Below are 19,810 nucleotides of genomic sequence, written 5' to 3'. Positions count from 1 at the left end.
CACGCACTATTTTCCATCTGAGAGCTAAAATTTTGAGCGCTATAAATAAGTTTGTTTACCTTTAAAAAATTGTTCAGTTTAGTGTTGACATACCAACTGCTTCACTCCAGATAGAGTGTGCTCCACTCGAGATAGATCTACTTTACTCCAGATAGAGTGTGCTCCACTCGAGATAGAGCGGCGTTGACTCGAGATACAACTGCTTCACTCCAGATAGACATCCTTGTGACGGTCCATACAACAGAGTCACAGTCAATAGACCAACCTCGACGGTTCATACAACAGAGTCACAGTCCATAGAGCAACCTCCACGGTTCATACAGTAAAAATCATGCTGAAATATGAAAAGGACGAGCTACTCGCTCGTCCTCTCATCATCCTATTAAAAATTCTAGATCCGTATCCGGTATTAAAACCCGTTATCCGATTTTGCCACACACGAATCTGATATTAAAACCCGTTATCCGATTTTCCCACGCACGATTCCGATATTAAAACCCATTATCCGATTTTCACAATCACGAATCTGATATTAAAACTCGTTATCCGATATTGATACAATTTATCCAACGTTACCACCAAAATCATTACCTTGCCTGATCGAATTGTTGAACTTCTAGTAAATCGATTAACTCAATTTCCTTGTGCTTATCCTCAAACCATCTCAGTGCAAAATGATTTTTAAATAACACGAGAAAACGATCATCTCTATCTTTTACTAAAAGATTTCGTTCATCAAATAACGATGGATTTACTTGCTCTTTATTGAGCCAGCGTGGAATTCGATCACCTAATGACTCCAATACTATTTCTACATTGTACTCATTTTTCATCCGATGCTGGAACACTTCATACTGCAACTGGCCTACAGCGCCAACAATATACGAATCAACTGGGTAACCCTTAAATAATTGAATGGCTCCCTCTTGTACCAACTGCTCGATCCCTTTTCGGAACTGTTTTGCTTTCATAACGTTCTTTGCCATCACACGTTGAAACATTTCTGGTGGGAAGGATGGTAGCTCGTCATATTCAAATGTTGATTTTCCTTCCAATAATGTATCACCAATGCGATATACACCTGGATCATAAATTCCGATAATATCACCTGGGTAAGCCTCATCAACCGTATCTCTAGAAGATGCAACGAATTGTTGGGTTTGGCCGAGACGAATGGTTTTACCTGTTCGAGCTAACGTTACGTTCATTCCTCGCTCAAATTTACCCGAACAAATACGAAGAAACGCGATTCTGTCACGGTGTTGTGGATTCATGTTCGCTTGAATTTTGAAAATAAATCCTGAAAACGATTCGTGCTCAGGGTAAACGACTTCTTCCTTCGTACGGCGTGGACCTGGAGGTGGCGCCATCTGAATAAACGTATCAAAAAATGTTTCTACCCCAAATGGAGCTAGTGCACTACCAAAAAACACAGGAGTTTGTTCACCAGCTAATACTCGTTCCATTGAAAAAGTATCTCCCGCTTCCTCCACGAGTTCCAGTTCTTCCAATGTATTTTGGTAAGTAGGATGCTCGTAAACTTCCCGGTGCTCTTCATTTTCCATTTCTGAAAAAGGTATATATGACTCCTCTTCATTCCCATTAAATTGGACAAATTGTTGATTATATCGATCAAGAATACCTAAGAATCCTTTCCCCATACCAACTGGCCAATTCATTGGGTACGTTTCAATTTGTAGTACTTCTTCAATTTGATCTAATAAATCAAGAGGTTCTCTACCTTCTCGATCTAACTTATTAATAAACGTAAATATAGGAATACCGCGCATTTTACAAACTTTAAAAAGTTTAATCGTTTGTGGCTCAATCCCCTTTGTAGAGTCAATAATCATAATAACACTATCTACAGCAGTCAATGTACGGTACGTATCCTCACTGAAATCCTCGTGACCAGGAGTATCTAAAATATTTACTTTTAAATCTTTATACGTAAAATTCATTACACTCGATGTTACAGAAATACCACGTTGTTTCTCAATTTCCATCCAGTCAGACTTTGCAAATTGCCCGGACTTTTTCCCCTTTACAGTCCCTGCTGATCGGATGATATTCCCTAACAATAACATCTTTTCAGTCATCGTAGTTTTTCCGGCATCTGGGTGAGAAATAATGGCAAATGTTTTTCGTTTCGATGCTTCTTCTTTTATATTCATGCGGTTTCCCTGCCTTTATCATAACTTCATAGAATCTTTGCTAAAAATAGCAGTTTATAAGCGAAAAGTCAAACGGGATGGAAATAACGTCTGTTTCTGTTATAATGGAGAAATGGAAAAAACTATGATCGTTCGAAGGATGGGATATTGTTGCAACATGTACGACTCAGCCGTGAATATATACGTGAGCTTACTGGCCAGACCTTCTTTGATAGAGGTCAGCGATACTTTAATAATAAAAAAGTCTACGGGCTTTCCTTCAATCCACAAACCAATGCATGGCGTGGATTAGTTAAAGGTACAAAAATATATACGGTATGGGCCTACCTGCATGAGGATGGGACGATGGATACGACGTGTAGTTGCCCTGCCTATGCAAGCCATTCAACGTGTAAACATATTGCCGCTGTCTTACTAGCTATTTCTGACGACTCTGTACAATCCAATAAACGTTTTGCAGTAGATAAAACAAAGAATGCGCCAATCGAGCAAGAAACAGATTTATTTGCGAAACAACTTTTATATAGCTTTCGACGACGAAATAATCATTCAGTGAAAGCAAAATCAATGCTAAAGGTTGAGTACCTTTTAGAAGTTACTGGCTCACCAAAAAATGCCTTATCGATTGAAATGCGTATTGGTGAACATAGACCATATATTATTCGTGATATCCGTGAGTTCCTTAAGGCTTTTCAAAAGCAGGAAGACTACCGAGTAAATCAGTCCTTCACATATGAGCCTTCCACTCACCTTTTTCCTAAAGAAGATCGTGACATGGTTGAATTACTACTCATGTGTCAAACACAGGAAAACTTATTCGGTCATACGTATTTCGGTAGATTAGATAATCCTCGTGCTTTACTCGTACCACCTGTTGTGAGTGATAAGCTATTAGAAAAATTACAGCATACAGACTTTATCTTTAAAAACAACTATACACAAAGCTCAACGATAAAGATGAAAGAATTAACCGATCAATTAGATTTTCAATTAGACTTTCACCCATCCAGTAATGTATATAGCTTCGAATTTGCGGATTTATCCGATTATATTTTATTGTCTAGCTACAGGTATTTATTGCTGGAAGACACATTTTTTCAATTGACCGAAAATCAGAACCAAATATTAGAAAGATTAATGCGGGTTCTTCCATTCCGGGATAAACGAAAACACATTATCGCACCACAAGAAATGGATAATTTTTCACACGATGTCATGCCTTTTATGGAGCAAGTAGGTAAAATAGACATGACAGAACGGATGACAAAGCAAATTAACCATGAACCGTTACAAATAAAAATATATTTACATGAAGTAGACGAAATTTTGCAAGCGTCCGTTGAATTCCATTACGGTGAGACTGTGATTCACGCTTTAACTGGTAAAAAGAATTCATCAGAAATCGTAAGGCGAAAGACAACAGAGGAAGAACATATTATTCAATTGCTACAAGATATGCATTTTATTGAGATAAATGGTAGCATGCAATTATTTAGTGATGAAGCAATCTATGAATTTCTTTTTGATCGAATTAATGAAGTAAACCAGTATGCTGAAATCTTCATCTCTGACTCTGTTCAACGTCTATTAACCGATAAACCGATCCATATTAACTCTAATGTTGATTATGTGGAATCAGAAGGTATGCTCGATATTCAGTTTAGTATGGAGGGTATATCGCAAGAAGAAATTCACGAAATTTTCCGAGCGATTACCGAAAAAAGACGTTATTACCGATTACAAGAAGGTCCATTAGTGAAGCTAGAAGGTGAAACGTTTGATACAATCCGACAACTTCAGAAGACACTTGCCTTAAACGCGGATCACTTGGTTAATGGTCAAATGAAAGTTCCTGCTGCAAGAAGTTTTCAAGTTGAGGATTTATTAGATGCTGCTCGCCATCATTACACGAATACATTTAGGAAAATGTTGGAGCAATTAAAAGATCCAGCTAGCTTAGAATTCGAGCTTCCCGCCAATTTGAATGCAGATATGCGCGATTATCAAGTAACTGGATATCAATGGATGAAGACTTTATCTCATTATCACTTAGGTGGAATTTTAGCCGATGATATGGGACTTGGAAAGACACTTCAAACCATTAGTTATCTATTGTCAGAAGCTAATGCAAAAAATGGACCGTATCAAGCACTAGTCGTAGCTCCAAGTTCGTTGCTTTACAATTGGAAAAAAGAAATTGAAAAATTTTCTCCTTCTTTAAACGTGCAAGTTATATCTGGTTCTAAGCCAGAACGTCGTACACTTGTTGAAAATAGTAAAGAAGCTGAAGTTCTGATTACATCTTATCCTACGATTCGAAAGGATACAGATTTGTATGAGGATATTGTGTTTGATTGTATTGTATTAGATGAAGCACAAGCAATTAAAAATCATTTAACTTTAACTGCGAAGTCGATTCGCTCACTCCATGCAAGGCAATTTTTTGCGTTAAGTGGAACGCCTATTGAAAATAAACTTGATGAATTATGGTCGATTTTCTATACAATTTCTCCTGGATTGTTTGGTAATAAAAAGGAGTTTACGAATTATGACCCATCTTATATTGCTAAAATTACTCGACCATTTATCTTGCGACGGATTAAAAGAGATGTTCTACACGAGCTTCCTGAAAAGATTGAGACCGTTCAATATTCCGAGTTAACGAAACAACAAAAAGAGCTCTATGTAGGATATACACAAAGAATTCGTGACGAGTTAGATGTAACGATTCAAGAAAAAGGATTTGAACGTGGAAAGCTACAAATTTTAGCCGGGTTAACACGATTGCGACAAATATGCTGTCACCCTAATCTGTTTATCGATAATTACGGGGGAACGTCTGGAAAGCTAGAACAGCTGTTAGAACTTGTTGCAGAATTGAAGACTAGTGGAAGTCGAGCGCTAATCTTTTCACAGTTTTCGACGATGCTATCACTACTAAAGGATAAATTAGAGGATGAAGGCTATAACGTATTTTATCTTGATGGCTCTACTCCTTCAAAAGATCGAATGGATATGGCTGACGCCTTTAATAGTGGAGAGAAAGACTTTTTCCTTATCTCTTTAAAAGCAGGAGGTACTGGACTCAACTTAACAGGCGCAGATACAGTTATACTCTATGATTTATGGTGGAATCCTGCTGTGGAAGAACAAGCTGCGGGTCGTGCACACCGAATCGGTCAGAAAAAAGTGGTGCAAGTTATTCGCATGATATCAGAAGGAACCATTGAGGAAAAAATATATCAGCTTCAGCAGAAAAAGCGAGAATTGGTTGATCAGATTATTCAGCCTGGTGAAACGCTCCTTTCTACTCTGTCTGAAAAAGAAATTAGAGAAATTATTCAACTAGATGAGAAGAAAGTTGCGGAGTAAGAAAAAAATAGATAGTATAAATCCCCGTTTCCGTCGATTGACTGAACGGGGATTTATTTGTGTTTGTGAGGTTACTCAACAGATGATATGTGAGTGGATCTTGGATCTGTCCTATCGTGAGTCGAGCGTGCTCTATCCTGAGTGGATTCGTCCTATCTCGAGTCGAGCGTGCTCTATCTTGAGTGGATTCGTCCTATCGCGAGTCGCGCGTGCTCTATCCTGAGTGGATTCGTCCTATCGCGAATCGAGCGTGCTCTATCCTGAGTGGATCCGTCCTATCGCGAGTCATGGGTGCTTTATCTTGGGTGGATCCGTCCTATCGCGAGTCATGCGTGCTCTATCCTGAGTGAATCCTTCCTATCGCGAGTCATGGGTGCTCTATGGACTGTCGTTTCCTTCTATCTACCGTCGCTACTGCTCTATGGACTGTCGTTTCCTTCTATCTACCGTCGCTACTGCTCTATGGACTGTCGTTTCCTTCTATCTACCGTCGTTACTGCTCTATGGACTGTCGTTTCCTTCTATCTACCGTCGCTACTGCTCTATGGACTGTCACACATGTTTAGTTATTTATCTGGAACATCTGTAACTTGTTCTTCTTCATAAAAGTTTTCTAATCGATGATAAAAGGAGCCATCTTTAATAAATAGCACACCTAGTTCATGATGCTCTCCTTCGTATAACGCTCTTCGTGCAAATCGTAGCTCTCCATTCAAATCCTCCACAGTCAATTTACACGAGGCACGGCTTTTGCTAACAGCATGGTAAAACTCTTCTTCACTATCTACCGTTAAGTCGTTAACGCTAATAATTCTTTCTCCAGGTAAGAGGCCGAGATCAACTGCCGGCGAATTAGGTAGGACTCCTAAAACCTGAACTCCCTTTGATCCTGGCTGAAAATACATCGGGGCTCTCTCATCTCTTAATTTGAATAAGAAATGGATAAACTCTTTACCTAGAAAAGCGAGAATAAAAGCAATTAACGTACTGATTGGATAAAAATACCCCGTTACTCCAGCTGCTAGAACTAAGAATGCCAACCGAAAATGTTGTGCGGCTAGCTGTTTACTTGCAGCACTTGTGAGCATACTTTTAATTTTATATTCAAACCCGAGTACATAAGGAATAAGAATTAAACCGAACGATTCTCCCCCAACTTCTAACAAGGGCCACCATGGCATAATCGGTTCAAGCAATCCTGCCGGGAGAAGGACAAAAAAAGGAATAATGGTTATCTTTTTTAATCGATGTTGTCCAACATACTTTCCTCGTTTACTTTTCTTTAATTCTGGAAAACTATCGATTCCCTTACCTCTTCTAATAAGCCAAGCTTCTGAAAATAATAGGAGACTCATTAAAATAGCTAATAAGCTTAAATCTACTTGTTCAAAAGCGCTCAATAAAAATTCAGATAAATAATTTTCCCCATATTCATTTACAAAGAAAATAGTGAGTGCTGCAAACGGTAGAATATATCCTGGTGATAACCACCCAAAGCTATTAATAAGGAAGCTAACAAATAGTAGTAAGCCAATAAAGATTACGACATATAAAGGCAATATGAATCCTGCAGCAACCGACAATAAGGAGATAATTATTCCTGAGATAATCGCAACAGACCATGTTCCTGTCGTCTCTTTAAAATACGGAAAAACTTTCACTTGGAAACTTTGACGATCCTTCTTTATTCTTATGTAACCACTTAACCAAACCAAAGCAAGAAATATGTATACGTAAGGCTGAAGGAATATTCTAAGTAAAGCTAAGCCTATTTCAGACAACCATTCCATCTTGAATCTCCTTCCCGACATTTAGCGTTTACTCTATTATGCTAGAAAAACGTTTATTTGACTACTATTTTAAGTTAAAAGATATATGGTACATTAATTCCTACTTATAAGAAGCTTTCACAAGAGCTATACTTTCTATTAAAAAAACCAGCATTACCTTTATTGGCATGCTGGTTAATCCTTATTTCGTTAAGATTTCAATTGCTTTTTCTTTTTGGAGATCGTCTTCTCCTTCACGAATTCTTTCACGAATTTGTGTTTCAATTACTTCCGCTGTTGTTTTATCTATTTCTCCACTAACGGACAAATCGTGTTCTTCTTGGAATTCTTTTACAGCTTCCTCTGTCTCTTTGTTATAGTAGCCGTCTGTTCTTCCTACATCATAACCTAATCCATCCAACATCGTTTGAATATTTTTAATTTGTGGATTTGTTTCATTAAACGCAAACACCTGATCTTCTTCTATTTGAATTGGGTGTGTATAATAGTACTCAGGCATTTTTTGTTCAACTGTAGGCTCTACCCCTTTACCATCGATAAAAGTACCATCTGACGAAAGCCACTTGTAACGGGTAAGCTTAATCGTACTTCCATCTCCCATTGGTAAAGTTTGTTGAACCGTTCCTTTTCCAAATGTTGTTTCCCCTACTATTTCATAATCCAATGCTTCTTTTAAGGAAATTGCCAATATCTCTGATGCTGACGCGCTCCCCTCATTGATTAGAACCGCAACTGGATAGTCTTTTGGGTCACTTAGATTAGAGAAATAACGAGTCTTCTTACCGTTCTCGTCTTCCATTTGCAGAATCGGTTTATCTTTAGGTATGAACTGTTCCAAAATTCCTTCGGCTGCTGGTAATAGGCCGCCCGGATTTCCTCTAACATCTATTACAAGTCCTTCAATCCCATCGTTTTCCATTTTCTCTAGCTCTTCTTTCATTTCCTCTGCTGTTGTCTCTGAAAACGAGGTAAGTTCAATGATACCAATTTTTTTGCCGTTCTGTTCTACTGTATCTACATATACGGTTTCCACTGGGATGGAGTCACGAACGATGTTCACTTGTAGCGGTTCGTCAACACCTGGTCTCCTGATTTCCAATGTTACCTCTGATCCTTTTTCACCGCGTATTTTGTTCACAGCTTCTTGCAAACTTAATCCTTCTAAGCTTTCTCCATCCACTGTAAGGACCTGATCATTTGGGCTAAGTCCTACTTTTTCCGCTGGTGAATCTTTGATTGGTGAAACAATTGTTACATTACCATTCACCATTGAAACTTCTGCACCAATACCTTCAAAAGAAGATTCGATTTGCTGATTAAATTCTTCCATCGCTTCTTGATCAAGATAAACACTGTACGGATCTTCTAGTGAGAGGAGCATCCCTTGAATCGCTCCCTCGATTAATTGTTTGTCTTCTACATCTTCCACATACATGTCCTGAATTAACGTATAGGCTTCTAGCACCTTCGTCATATCACCTAAATTGTCTTCAATATTAGTTTGTTGGCTCATAATTTGGTCAAGGAGTCTCTCTTGTATATTAGACTCACCATCTGCGCTATCCCCATTATTTGAGAAAAATATCATCCCAACAAATGTTCCGGCTGTTCCTAGTAAAACCCCTAGAATTAATGCGATAACTCCATATCTCTTTTTCATTCCGCCACCTCAAAGTCCTTTGAAAATCAAGTTTGTTTTTGAGAAACTTTTTTACTGTATAATTCATTATATAATACAATAACAGAAAAAAGACATCACAAGCAATTATGTGATGCCTTTTTTATTGTTCTCAGTGTATTTTATAAATAGTTAAGTGGGTTTGCAGGATTTTTATATCCACCTGGGTGAATCTCAAAGTGTAAGTGTACTCCTGTAGAAGAACCTGTCGTACCCATTACACCTATTTGTTGACCTTGAGATACAGATTGTCCTCTACTCACAGATCTACTTCTTAAATGCGCATATAACGATGTATATGTTTTTCCGTCAATAACATGAGTAATCATTATTGTGTTTCCGTATCCACCCATCCAGCCAGAAAACGAAACTACCCCACTCGCAGTTGCTTTGATTACAGAATCCGCACTACTTCTTCTTCCAAAGTCTGTACCATTATGTGGACGAATTACATTATGAATTGGGTGTAACCTATTTGGATTAAAGTGAGATGTAACTGGCCCACTTGTCGGATATATAAATTTACCAGATCCACCACCTGATGACGCAGTAGATCCCTTACTTTGATTATTAGAATACTGTTCTACTTTGTTCTTCTCAGCTTCTGCCTGAGCAATTGCCTTCTCTAAGCTTGCTAAGTGTGCATTGATTAGCTGTTGCTCTTCTTGAGCAGATAATTTAATTTCTTCTAATTGTTCTTGTTCTTCTTCTAAATTAGCCATTAATGACTGCTTTTCACTTCGCTGTTTGTCTAGCTCAGCTTGAATGTTATTCAGATCTTGCTTTTGTGCTACAAGGTTAGCACGTTCACCTTCTAGTTGCTTTTTATTTTCTTGTAAACTAGCATGTTGTTTTTCTACTTCTTGCTTACTTTCTTCTACTACTTTTTTATTTTCCTCTACTTGCTTTTTATCTGCTTCTTGTTCTTCCATAATCGTTTTATCAGAGTTCATTATCTGATTTACAGCCGTAGCACGATTTATGAAATCTCCAAAACTTTGCGCTCCTAAAATTACTTCTAAGTATTTAATACTACCACCAGATTGCTGAATCGAGCGAAGTCTACCTTTCAGTAGTTCCCCTCTTTCTTCAATCTTTTGCTCTAATTCTACGATTTCTTCTTCAAGCTGTTTAATTTCTTCTTTCAATGCTTCAATCTCATCTTCAGCTTGTTTAATTTCCTCTTCAGTTTTTGCTATGTTATTATTCGTTGTTTGAATTTCATTTTCTTTTTGTTTTAATTGCTCTTGTAAGGAAGCAAGGTTACTATCTAGTTCACTAATTTCATTCTTTGTTTCATTTTGTTGTGCTTTATTTTCTTCCATTTTCTTTTCTGTATCATTAACCTTGTTACTTACGCTTGATTTTTCTTTACTTACTTTTTCTTTTTCCTTTTGTAAATCATTAATTTTACTATTTAAAGATGCCGCATCAACTAATGTAGGATTTGATGTAAAAATCATTGTTATTGCTACTAGCAATACTAGACTAAGAGACAATCGTTTCATTCTCGTTCCCCTCTCCTAACTGTTTCCATGTACTATTTCTTCTAAGTTGTCATTTTTTATACTCGTAAAAACTTGCGAACACTCATCAAACTTCCCCAAACACCAATGACTACTCCGATACCAATGATGAGGCCAGCTATTTGGAATGCAAATGGATAAAACGGTAATAGCTGAACAAATGAGAAGCGTTGCAACATTTCAACGTTTTGAGTGAGAAAATAATAGCCGGTAAGGACTATAATGATTGGAAGTAAACTTCCTAATACTCCTAGCAGCATTCCTTCTACAAAGAATGGCCATCTTATAAAGCTATTTGTCGCTCCAACAAGTTTCATAATGCCAATTTCTTTTTCACGTGCTAATATCGTAATTTTGATTGTATTCGAAATTAAGAAAATAGCGGTAAATACTAGTGCTGCGATTAATACCATTCCAATGTTTCGCACGTATTGGTTAAAAGTGAATAAGATATCTACATAATCTTGTCCATAATTCACTCGATAGATATGATCCATCTGCTCGATCTCTGCAGCAATACTACCCGTGTCATGTGGGTTTTCTGCTTTAATAATAAAAGCATCATTTAAAGGGTTGTCCTGTTCATATAAGGCCCAATCGCCTCCCTGTTCCCCCATGCTCTCCATTAATTTTTTTAATTCTTCTTCTTTTGTAGAATATTCAATTGAGTCTATGCCTTGTAATCCTCTGATTTCTTGCTCTAAATTATCTTTATCTGCTTGTTCTGCAGTGAAGTCTATTAATACTTTAATTTCTACATCATTTTCAAGGCCATCTGCGATATGATTGATGTTTAGCATAACTACTAAAAATACACTAACGAGGATTAATGTAGTAGTTACTGCACCGACCGAGGCAACTGTCATCCAACCATTACGTAACGTGTTTTTAATACCTTCTTTAAAGTGTCTCTTTAACGTTCTAAATTTCATAACCATATTCTCCTCGGCGCTCGTCTCGAACTATAACGCCATCTTCTATTGCAATAACGCGCTTTTTCACGGTGTTTACGATTTCTTTGCTGTGTGTTGCCATGATGATCGTTGTTCCTTTCGCGTTAATTTCTTCTAATATGTGCATGATTTCCCAAGATGTTTCTGGATCAAGGTTACCTGTTGGTTCATCAGCAATAAGTACTCCCGGATGATTGATTATAGCTCTCGCAATCGCTACCCTTTGCTGTTCCCCACCAGAGAGCTCGTCCGGAATAAATCTAGCCTTGTTTTTTAAACCGACTTGGTCAAGCACTGCCATAACACGTTTTCTAATATTCTTTGGTGTTTCTTCGATTACTTCTAAAGCAAAAGCAATATTTTCATATACCGTCATTTTCGGTAATAGTCTAAAATCTTGATAGACAACACCGATATTACGTCTAAAATATGGTACGTCTTTCCACTTCAATTCAGATGTTTCTTTATCATTCACAACGACTTTACCTTTTGTAGGTACTTCTTCACGGAAAATAATCTTTGTGAATGTCGATTTACCTGCACCACTTGGACCTACGAGATAAACAAATTCTCCCTGGTCAATCGATACATTGATACCATTTAGAGCGGATACCCCATTAGGATATGTCATATATACGTCTTGCATTTCTATCATAAAATAACCACCTATTTATCTAAAGATTGGGTTTTTTGCGATTTATCTATAAACCAATCAAATCTACTCTCACCAAATTACATTATAACAGATTTTATGCTAAAATTTATGCTTTTTTTTATTACATTTATGTTTCAAATATATTCCGTTATTTACCGTTATATTGCGATGTTTGTCTTATTTTTTGAAACCCTCACCTAGTACTTCTGTCGCATTCATCACTACAACAAACGCATCTGCGTCAATTGACCTAATCACTTGGGCTGTTTTACTATATTCGTTTTGGTGAACAACGCACATTAACACTTTGCGTTCTTCGTTCGTAAAACCTCCTGCTCCCTTAAGCATTGTCACTCCTCGATCAATATCTTGAAGTAAGGCTTGTCTAATTGTTTCCGGGTCTTTCGTGATAATCATTAACGTTTTGGAAGTATTAAATCCTACTTGGACAATGTCAATCGTTCTACTTGTTAGGAATAGCGCGATTAACGCGTAAAGTCCTTCTTCTAATGAAAAGACAAACGTAGCCGTTAGAACAATTGTCCCATCTAAAAGTGCTACGCAAACTCCTAGTGGTAGTCGCGTAAATTTATGTAAAATTTGTGCGGCTAAATCGATTCCACCTGTCGAAGCTCGTCCTTTAAAAACGATTCCGATTCCAACACCTACAATCATACCTCCAAAAATTGCAGCAAGCAACGAATTATCGGTAGCAACTGACAAATTTCGCGTTAAGTACACGAAAAAAGGTAGTGTAACGGTACCTACAAAAGATTTTAATCCGAAATTTTTTCCAAGTATCCATACACCAGCTATAAATAAAGGTATGTTTAATGCCCATTGTACAACGGATGGTTCCCAATTGAATACTGCTTTTAATATCGTACTCACACCAGCCACTCCACCAGATGCGATATTGTTTGGAAGTAAAAATGTGTTAAATGCCAATGCAATTAAAAAGGATCCTATTAAAACAAATAGATAATCGAGTGTTACATGTAGACTTGATGGCATTGGCTCTCTACGGTATTTATTAAACATGTATGTTCATCTCCTAGAAGTTTGTTTTTAACCAAAGAAAAAAGTAAGGAGAGAGTAATTCCCCTTACTCGATCATTCCATATTATGACATGTTACGGTTGCATTCGCAAGACAACTCATGCACATGTATCTGTATCATCCATCCAATATCAGATAATTATGCCTCAACATTGGATTACATATACTCAATATCAGATAACTACCTCGCAACATTAGATTCTAGCTTTTAAAATTGGATTTCACACACGCAATATCGGATAGCACCAACTCAACATCGAATAACGCTATCGCAAAAACAAATATTCCGTTTGCCATCTTACTAGTTCGCTTGTTCTCTTAAATAAGCATCAATAAAATCGTCCAACTCTCCATCCATGACAGCCTGTGTATTCCCTGTTTCATGGTTGGTACGATGATCTTTTACCATCGAATACGGGTGGAACACATAAGAACGAATTTGACTTCCCCAGCCAATTTCTTTTTGTTCACCACGTAGTTCTGCCATCTCTTGCTGTTGTTTCTCTATTTCTAATTGATATAACTTAGCTTTTAACATTTTCATTGCTTGCTCTCTGTTCTTAATTTGCGATCGTTCCGATTGACACGTCACAACGGTATTCGTTGGTAAATGTGTAATTCTTACCGCTGAATCTGTCGTGTTAACGTGCTGTCCACCAGCACCACTCGAACGGTACGTATCAATTTTAATCTCTTCTGTATTTACTTCAATATCGATATCGTCATCTAATTCAGGTGTTACTTCACACGAAACAAAGGATGTATGACGACGACCGGATGAATCAAATGGTGATATTCGTACAAGGCGATGGACACCTTTTTCCGAACGTAAATAACCGAAAGCATTATGACCTTTTATTAAAAGTGTAACGCTCTTCACACCAGCTTCATCACCTGCTAAATAGTTCAGTGTTTCCACTTTGTAGCCTTTCGATTCCGCCCATCTCGTGTACATGCGGAGCAGCATACTAGCCCAGTCTTGGGATTCCGTTCCACCAGCACCTGGATGTAGTTCTAGAATCGCATTGTTTTTATCATATGGTTCGCTTAACAAAATTAGCAATTCCAACTCATTTAAAGATTTCGAAAGCTTTTCAATTTCGTTATTTAGTTCTTCACGTAAGTCCTCGTCCTCTTCTTCCTTTACTAGTTCGTACGAAACTTCCGTGTTTTCTAAAGCTTCCACGTTATCATCAAATTGACCGATGAGATCCTTCAAGCCATTTGCTTCACTAATTACCTTTTGTGCTTGCTGTTGATCGTTCCAAAATTCTGGATCTGCCATTATTTCCTCTAGTTCAGCAATTCTAGCTCTCTTTGCATCTAAGTCAAAGAGACCCCCTAAAGTCCGCTATACGTTTAGCCATTTTCTCTAGTTCATGTTTAATTTCTACTAAATCCATACGCATTACACCTCTTGTTTTATGATTAAAAAGAAAAAAGGAGCGAACGCCAATCATTTTTCAGAATTAGCGCCGCCTAATTAAATATAACTCATCTTATCATTTGTATGTTATTTACCATGACACTGTTTGTACTTTTTACCACTGCCACATGGACACGGATCATTTCGTCCAACTGTTTGTGTTTTCACATATGGTTTTCTTACTTTTTTCTTGGATTCGTCCCCACCTGAAACAGCTTGGGTATTTTTCACAACCTCTTCACGTTTCAAGTTTTCACGAATTTGAGCTTTCATGATATATTTCGCTACATCTTCATTAATAGATGCGACCATTGCTTCAAACATTTCGAAGCCTTCTAACTGGTATTCACGTAATGGATCATTTTGTCCGTAAGCTCTTAAATGTATACCTTGACGAAGCTGCTCCATTTGATCAATATGATCCATCCATTTCGTATCAACTGCACGTAGAACGATTACTTTCTCGAATTCACGCATTCGTTCTGAAGTAAATTCTTCTTCTTTTTGATCGTATTTTTCTTTTACTTTATCAAAAATAAGCTCATTGACTTCCTCTTTATCTTTTCCTTTTATATCAGCTTCAGTAATCCAATCCGACTCCAATAACGTTCCATGAAGATATTCAATTAAACTAGAAATATCCCAGCTTTCTTCATCTTCACCTGGCATATATTGGTCTACTGCTATTTGGATTGTACTTTCGATCATCTGCTCGATAATAGGACGAAGGTTTTCAGAATCAATTACTTCAAAACGTTGTTTGTAAATAACTTCACGTTGTTGGCGTAGCACATCATCATATGAAAGAATCGTTTTACGTGCATCAAAGTTATTTCCTTCGACTCTTTTTTGTGCAGATTCAACTGCTCTTGACACCATTTTACTTTCAATCGGCTGAGTATCATCCATTCCGAGTCGTTCCATCATCGCCTTCATATTATCGGACCCAAAGCGACGCATCAATTCGTCTTCCATTGATAAATAGAATTGTGTAACACCTGGATCTCCTTGACGACCAGAACGACCTCTTAACTGGTTATCAATACGACGAGACTCATGACGTTCTGTACCAATTACAGCAAGTCCGCCTTTTTCTTTCACACCATCACCAAGCTTAATGTCGGTACCACGACCAGCCATGTTTGTTGCAATCGTAACTGCACCTGGTTGACCAGCATTTTCGATAATTTCCGCTTCACGGTAATGGTTTTTCGCGTTTAGTACATTGTGGCGTATACCGGCTTTCTTCAGTAGTTTTGAAATTAACTCAGATGTTTCTACCGCAACAGTACCTACTAAGACTGGTTGTCCGTCTTGATTACGTTGTTTAATTTCCTCAACAACAGCTCGGAACTTACCTTCCATTGATTTGTATATTAAATCAGGTTTATCGTCTCGAACGATGGCTTTGTTCGTTGGAATACTAATAACATCCATTCCGTAAATATTACGGAATTCTTCTTCCTCAGTTTTTGCCGTACCTGTCATACCAGCAAGCTTGTCATACATTCTAAAGTAGTTCTGGAATGTAATCGAAGCCAAGGTCATACTTTCATTTTGTATTTGTAGACCTTCTTTTGCTTCAATTGCTTGGTGTAAGCCATCACCATAACGACGCCCTTTCATAAGACGACCAGTAAATTGATCGACAATGACTACTTGGTCTTCTTCAATTACATAATCCGTATCACGATGCATAGCAGCATGAGCTTTTAAAGCTTGGTTAATGTGATGTGTTAACGTAACATTGGTTACATCAAACAGGTTTTCAACTTGGAAGAAGCGCTCCGCTTTATTCATACCTTCTTCTGTCAGTTGAACGCCTTTTGTTTTCTCATCGTACGTATAATCATCTTCTACTTTTAGGGTTCTTACGAAAGTATCCGCACGCTGGTATAAATCCGCTGACTTTTTCGCTGATCCTGAAATAATAAGTGGCGTACGCGCTTCATCAATTAAGATAGAGTCTACCTCATCAATAATGGCGAAATTCAAGCCACGTTGAACCATTTGATCCTTATAAAGGACCATGTTATCACGCAAGTAATCAAATCCGAATTCATTATTCGTTCCATACGTAATATCTGCGTCGTAAGCTTCTTTTTTCTCTTCCTTTGTCATCCCATTTTGGTTAAAGCCTACAGTTAGACCAAGAAAATTGTAAAGCTGCCCCATCTCGTTAGCATCACGACTCGCAAGATAGTCGTTAACCGTAATGACATGAACACCTTTTCCTTCAAGTGCGTTTAAATATGCAGGCATAGTAGAGGCTAGAGTCTTACCTTCCCCTGTCTTCATTTCTGAAATGTTACCACGATGCATCGAAATTGCACCTAATAACTGTACATAAAATGGACGCATTCCTAGTACACGATTAGAGGCTTCTCTCACAACTGCATAGGCCTCTGGTAATAGGTCATCTAACGTCTCACCATTGTTTAATCTATCTTTAAATTCATTCGTCTTATTTTGTAATGCATCATCTGTAAGTTGCTGTATGGACGGCTCCAACGCTTCAATTTGATCCGCAACTTTTTCTATATCCTTGAGCTGGCGCTGGTTGCCATCTCCAAATACTTTTTTTAATAAAGCACGCATGGCCGACTCTCCTCTTTTTTATAAAAATATGAGATTTTCTTACTATATGATAACACTAGCACACCTTCACTGACAAGAAACAGGCGAAAAAGGCGAGCTTTGTATGGAGTTTGCATTTGCATTTTATCTGATTTGTATTAAAGATTTTGCGATGTTATTGGGAGGTTTTTTCGGAAGCTGTTTTCCTAATCAAAAACAAGTGCCACAGTTATGCGGCACTTGTTCATTAATTATATTAAGAATTTGGCTCGATTAAGCCGTATTTTCCATCTCTTCGCTTATAAACAATATTTGTTCTTCCACTTTCAGCATCCTCAAATACGAAGAATTGGTGGCCTAACATATCCATTTGTAAAATCGCTTCCTCAGAATCCATCGGCTTGAGGTTAAAGCGCTTTGTTCTTACAATTTCAAATTCATCTAAATCATTTTCTTCTACAGCAACAGCTTGTTGTTTCTCCATTTCTGCAAATACGTGCTTAGGTGCTCCTTGTTGACGATTCTTACGATTCACCTTTGTTTTGTATTTGCGGATTTGTCGTTCCAACTTATCTACGACCAAATCAATTGCCGCGTATAAGTCGGTGTGTTGCTCTTCTGCTCTAAGTAATAAATTAGTCATCGGGATGGTAACTTCGATTCTCTGTTCTTCGTTATAGACACTTAAATTTACATGAACATCAGAAGTTGGAGGGGTAGTAAAATATCTTTCGAGCTTGGATATTTTTCGCTCCACATACTCTCTGATTGCTCCAGTCACTTCCACATTTTCACCACGAATGTTGTATTTCATAAAAGTGCCTCCCTTCAAACTATAAAGCTAAATGGTGTTAGCTTTATACTACTATCATACCACAGTTCCCTAGCAATAAACGAGCAAAAAGGCAATATCTTTTACAGCTTTTTAACAAAAACTTTACATAGCGGATTTTATAGGGTTTTACATGTTTTTTTACTATAATCTCTTTCCATTTTTGTTAATGGTTATTCCTTGAAGGTGTATTTTTGTTGGCAACATTGGATAGCATAAATTGAACATTAGATTCTTGTCCTCTAACATTAGATATCACGACCGAATATTAGATTCTCATCCTCTAACATTAGATATCAGGATCGAACATTAGATTCTCGACCTCTAACATGGGATAACTCGAATGAACATTAGATTTATCACTATATCCGATGTTCAAGACTACTAATCGAATGTTACGAACGTCCTATCCGGTATTAAAATCGTTTATCTAATGTTCACTTCTACTAATCCGATTTTGAAGATTAGTTATCGAATGTTCACAGCTACATATCCAACATCTGCTCGAATAATAATGAAAAAAGAAACTGCCCACAATTGGACAGTTTCTTATTTTCTAGAGTCGAGATACATTCCATCTGCACTCGCTACTTGATTATATGGGTTTGCATATTGAGAATGAGTTCGTTGTTGTTTCTTAGCAATACGCATATCAGCTCGAATTGCAGTAGTTATAAGTGCTAATTTCGATTGTAGCTGCTTATCCAACTCCACTGCCTTTCTCCCCAATTGCGCTTCCTTATCCGAATAAGGACCTTTAATTTTTTCTAATAAGTCTTCTCGTTCCACTATTTTGTTTGAAATGATTTCAATCACATGATCTCGAGATTCATTATCCTTTGAATGAGCTTCTGCTTCAGAAATCCTATCTAGCATTTCCTCTGTTTTCGTGATGTACGTTTGTAGTGCTGCATTACTCATGATCGAACACCTTGACCATGCTGACGAATTCGCTCTTGCTTCACTACATCCTTCCACGTATCACGGAATTGACGCATAATATCTTCTGCAGCAGTAAGCTGTTCCGTATCATTTTGGATATTACCTTGTGTTAACGCATGATGTGCAAAGTCATATAGTGGTAGCATTTGCTTCGCGATTGGTGCGTCTTGGTCAAGTGTCACCATAAGTTCTCGGATGATATTTTGAGATTTTTGGATAAACTCATTTTTCTTCTCAAAATTTTCTGTCTCTATCGCTTTTTTAGCTTGCTTAATAAAACTTAGGCATCCGTTGTAAAGCATTAACGTCAATTCACCCGGCGTTGCTGTATTAACTGAGTTGTCTTTATATGCCTGATATGGTTGGTAAGCCATAAACACACTTCTCCTTTTTGCTGGTTGAATTTCTATATTTTCTTGTCGACGATTAGTCCCATCAATTCTGCCATCGACGCGTACATATCTAATAATTTCTTTGGTGGAACTTCCTTGATTGTTTCTTCTGTATCTTTATCCACAACGGTAACATAATAGCGATCTAACTTTTCATGATATTCATAACGAATGCTAGTAAAAGTAGGTTTAAGGAAAGAATTTAATCCGTCTACCATTCTTTTTATCGTATCGCCTGATATTTCTTCATCTTTACCTACACTGATTCCTGGAGAATCCTGTGATAAATTACGTTTTCTTTCTATCGGTTGTTGGTCATTTGTTCGTTCTGTCTGCATCTGAGTAGGTATGACCATTGATTTACCAATTTCCATGGCAAAACCTCTCCTATCTTTCTCATATTTAGTTTTTATCGTTCATTTGCATTGTTACAT

The 19,810-nt window shown here is 37.5% G+C and carries 14 protein-coding genes; 1 reads left to right on the top strand and 13 read right to left on the bottom strand.

Annotated features, from left to right (window positions below):
- Positions 1 to 587: 587 nt before the first annotated feature.
- Positions 588 to 2,174, bottom strand: coding sequence for a peptide chain release factor 3 (locus tag GGQ92_RS05450; RefSeq protein ID WP_184245402.1), 1,587 nt, complete (start codon positions 2,172 to 2,174; stop codon positions 588 to 590).
- 150 nt (positions 2,175 to 2,324) lie between these two features.
- On the opposite strand from GGQ92_RS05450, the gene GGQ92_RS05445 reads away from it, so the two are divergent.
- A complete protein-coding gene (locus GGQ92_RS05445; protein ID WP_184245400.1) occupies positions 2,325 to 5,546 on the top strand; it encodes a DEAD/DEAH box helicase in 3,222 nt (1,073 codons plus the stop codon).
- 566 nt (positions 5,547 to 6,112) lie between these two features.
- Here the strand turns inward: GGQ92_RS05445 and GGQ92_RS05440 are convergent.
- From GGQ92_RS05440 to flaG, 12 genes are all read right to left on the bottom strand, one after another.
- On the bottom strand, positions 6,113 to 7,336 hold the full coding sequence (locus GGQ92_RS05440) for a PDZ domain-containing protein (RefSeq protein WP_184245398.1): 1,224 nt from the start codon (positions 7,334 to 7,336) through the stop codon (positions 6,113 to 6,115).
- A 181-nt stretch (positions 7,337 to 7,517) separates the two neighbouring features.
- Positions 7,518 to 8,996 (bottom strand): S41 family peptidase, encoded by a 1,479-nt coding sequence (locus GGQ92_RS05435; RefSeq protein WP_184245396.1) that lies wholly within the window; start codon positions 8,994 to 8,996, stop codon positions 7,518 to 7,520.
- 140 nt (positions 8,997 to 9,136) lie between these two features.
- Positions 9,137 to 10,522 carry a murein hydrolase activator EnvC family protein gene (locus tag GGQ92_RS05430; RefSeq protein WP_184245394.1) on the bottom strand — a complete coding sequence of 462 codons (1,386 nt, stop codon included), beginning with the start codon at positions 10,520 to 10,522 and terminating at the stop codon, positions 9,137 to 9,139.
- 56 nt (positions 10,523 to 10,578) lie between these two features.
- On the bottom strand, positions 10,579 to 11,472 hold the full coding sequence (ftsX, locus tag GGQ92_RS05425) for a permease-like cell division protein FtsX (RefSeq protein ID WP_184245392.1): 894 nt from the start codon (positions 11,470 to 11,472) through the stop codon (positions 10,579 to 10,581).
- Positions 11,462 to 12,148 carry a cell division ATP-binding protein FtsE gene (ftsE, locus tag GGQ92_RS05420; RefSeq protein ID WP_184245390.1) on the bottom strand — a complete coding sequence of 229 codons (687 nt, stop codon included), beginning with the start codon at positions 12,146 to 12,148 and terminating at the stop codon, positions 11,462 to 11,464. The genes ftsX and ftsE overlap by 11 nt, the downstream gene beginning before the upstream one ends.
- Before the next feature lie 177 nt (positions 12,149 to 12,325).
- Positions 12,326 to 13,189, bottom strand: coding sequence for a YitT family protein (locus GGQ92_RS05415; RefSeq protein ID WP_184245388.1), 864 nt, complete (start codon positions 13,187 to 13,189; stop codon positions 12,326 to 12,328).
- Between the two features lie 319 nt (positions 13,190 to 13,508).
- Positions 13,509 to 14,610, bottom strand: a protein-coding gene (prfB, locus tag GGQ92_RS05410) for a peptide chain release factor 2 (protein ID WP_184245385.1) whose coding sequence is annotated in 2 segments (ribosomal slippage) — positions 13,509 to 14,537 and positions 14,539 to 14,610 — 1,101 coding nt in all. Because the reading frame shifts where the segments join, the coding sequence is not laid out codon by codon here.
- A 110-nt stretch (positions 14,611 to 14,720) separates the two neighbouring features.
- Complete coding sequence (gene secA, locus GGQ92_RS05405; protein WP_184245383.1) at positions 14,721 to 17,231, bottom strand: preprotein translocase subunit SecA; 2,511 nt, start codon at positions 17,229 to 17,231, stop codon at positions 14,721 to 14,723.
- A 235-nt stretch (positions 17,232 to 17,466) separates the two neighbouring features.
- Entirely contained in the window at positions 17,467 to 18,024 is a 558-nt protein-coding gene (gene hpf / locus GGQ92_RS05400; protein WP_184245381.1) for a ribosome hibernation-promoting factor, HPF/YfiA family, read from the bottom strand.
- A gap of 567 nt (positions 18,025 to 18,591) precedes the next feature.
- Entirely contained in the window at positions 18,592 to 18,963 is a 372-nt protein-coding gene (gene fliT, locus GGQ92_RS05395) for a flagellar protein FliT (protein WP_184245379.1), read from the bottom strand.
- Entirely contained in the window at positions 18,960 to 19,358 is a 399-nt protein-coding gene (fliS, locus tag GGQ92_RS05390) for a flagellar export chaperone FliS (protein WP_184245378.1), read from the bottom strand. Before fliS ends, fliT begins: the two co-directional genes overlap by 4 nt.
- Before the next feature lie 32 nt (positions 19,359 to 19,390).
- The gene (gene flaG, locus GGQ92_RS05385) at positions 19,391 to 19,750 is read right to left on the bottom strand and encodes a flagellar protein FlaG (RefSeq protein ID WP_184245376.1); all 360 of its coding nucleotides are present in this window, start codon (positions 19,748 to 19,750) and stop codon (positions 19,391 to 19,393) included.
- Positions 19,751 to 19,810 lie beyond the last annotated feature (60 nt).

This window comes from Gracilibacillus halotolerans, assembly GCF_014206945.1.
Taxonomy (GTDB): domain Bacteria; phylum Bacillota; class Bacilli; order Bacillales; family Amphibacillaceae; genus Gracilibacillus; species Gracilibacillus halotolerans.
This window is presented reverse-complemented; position numbering and strand designations above follow the sequence as displayed.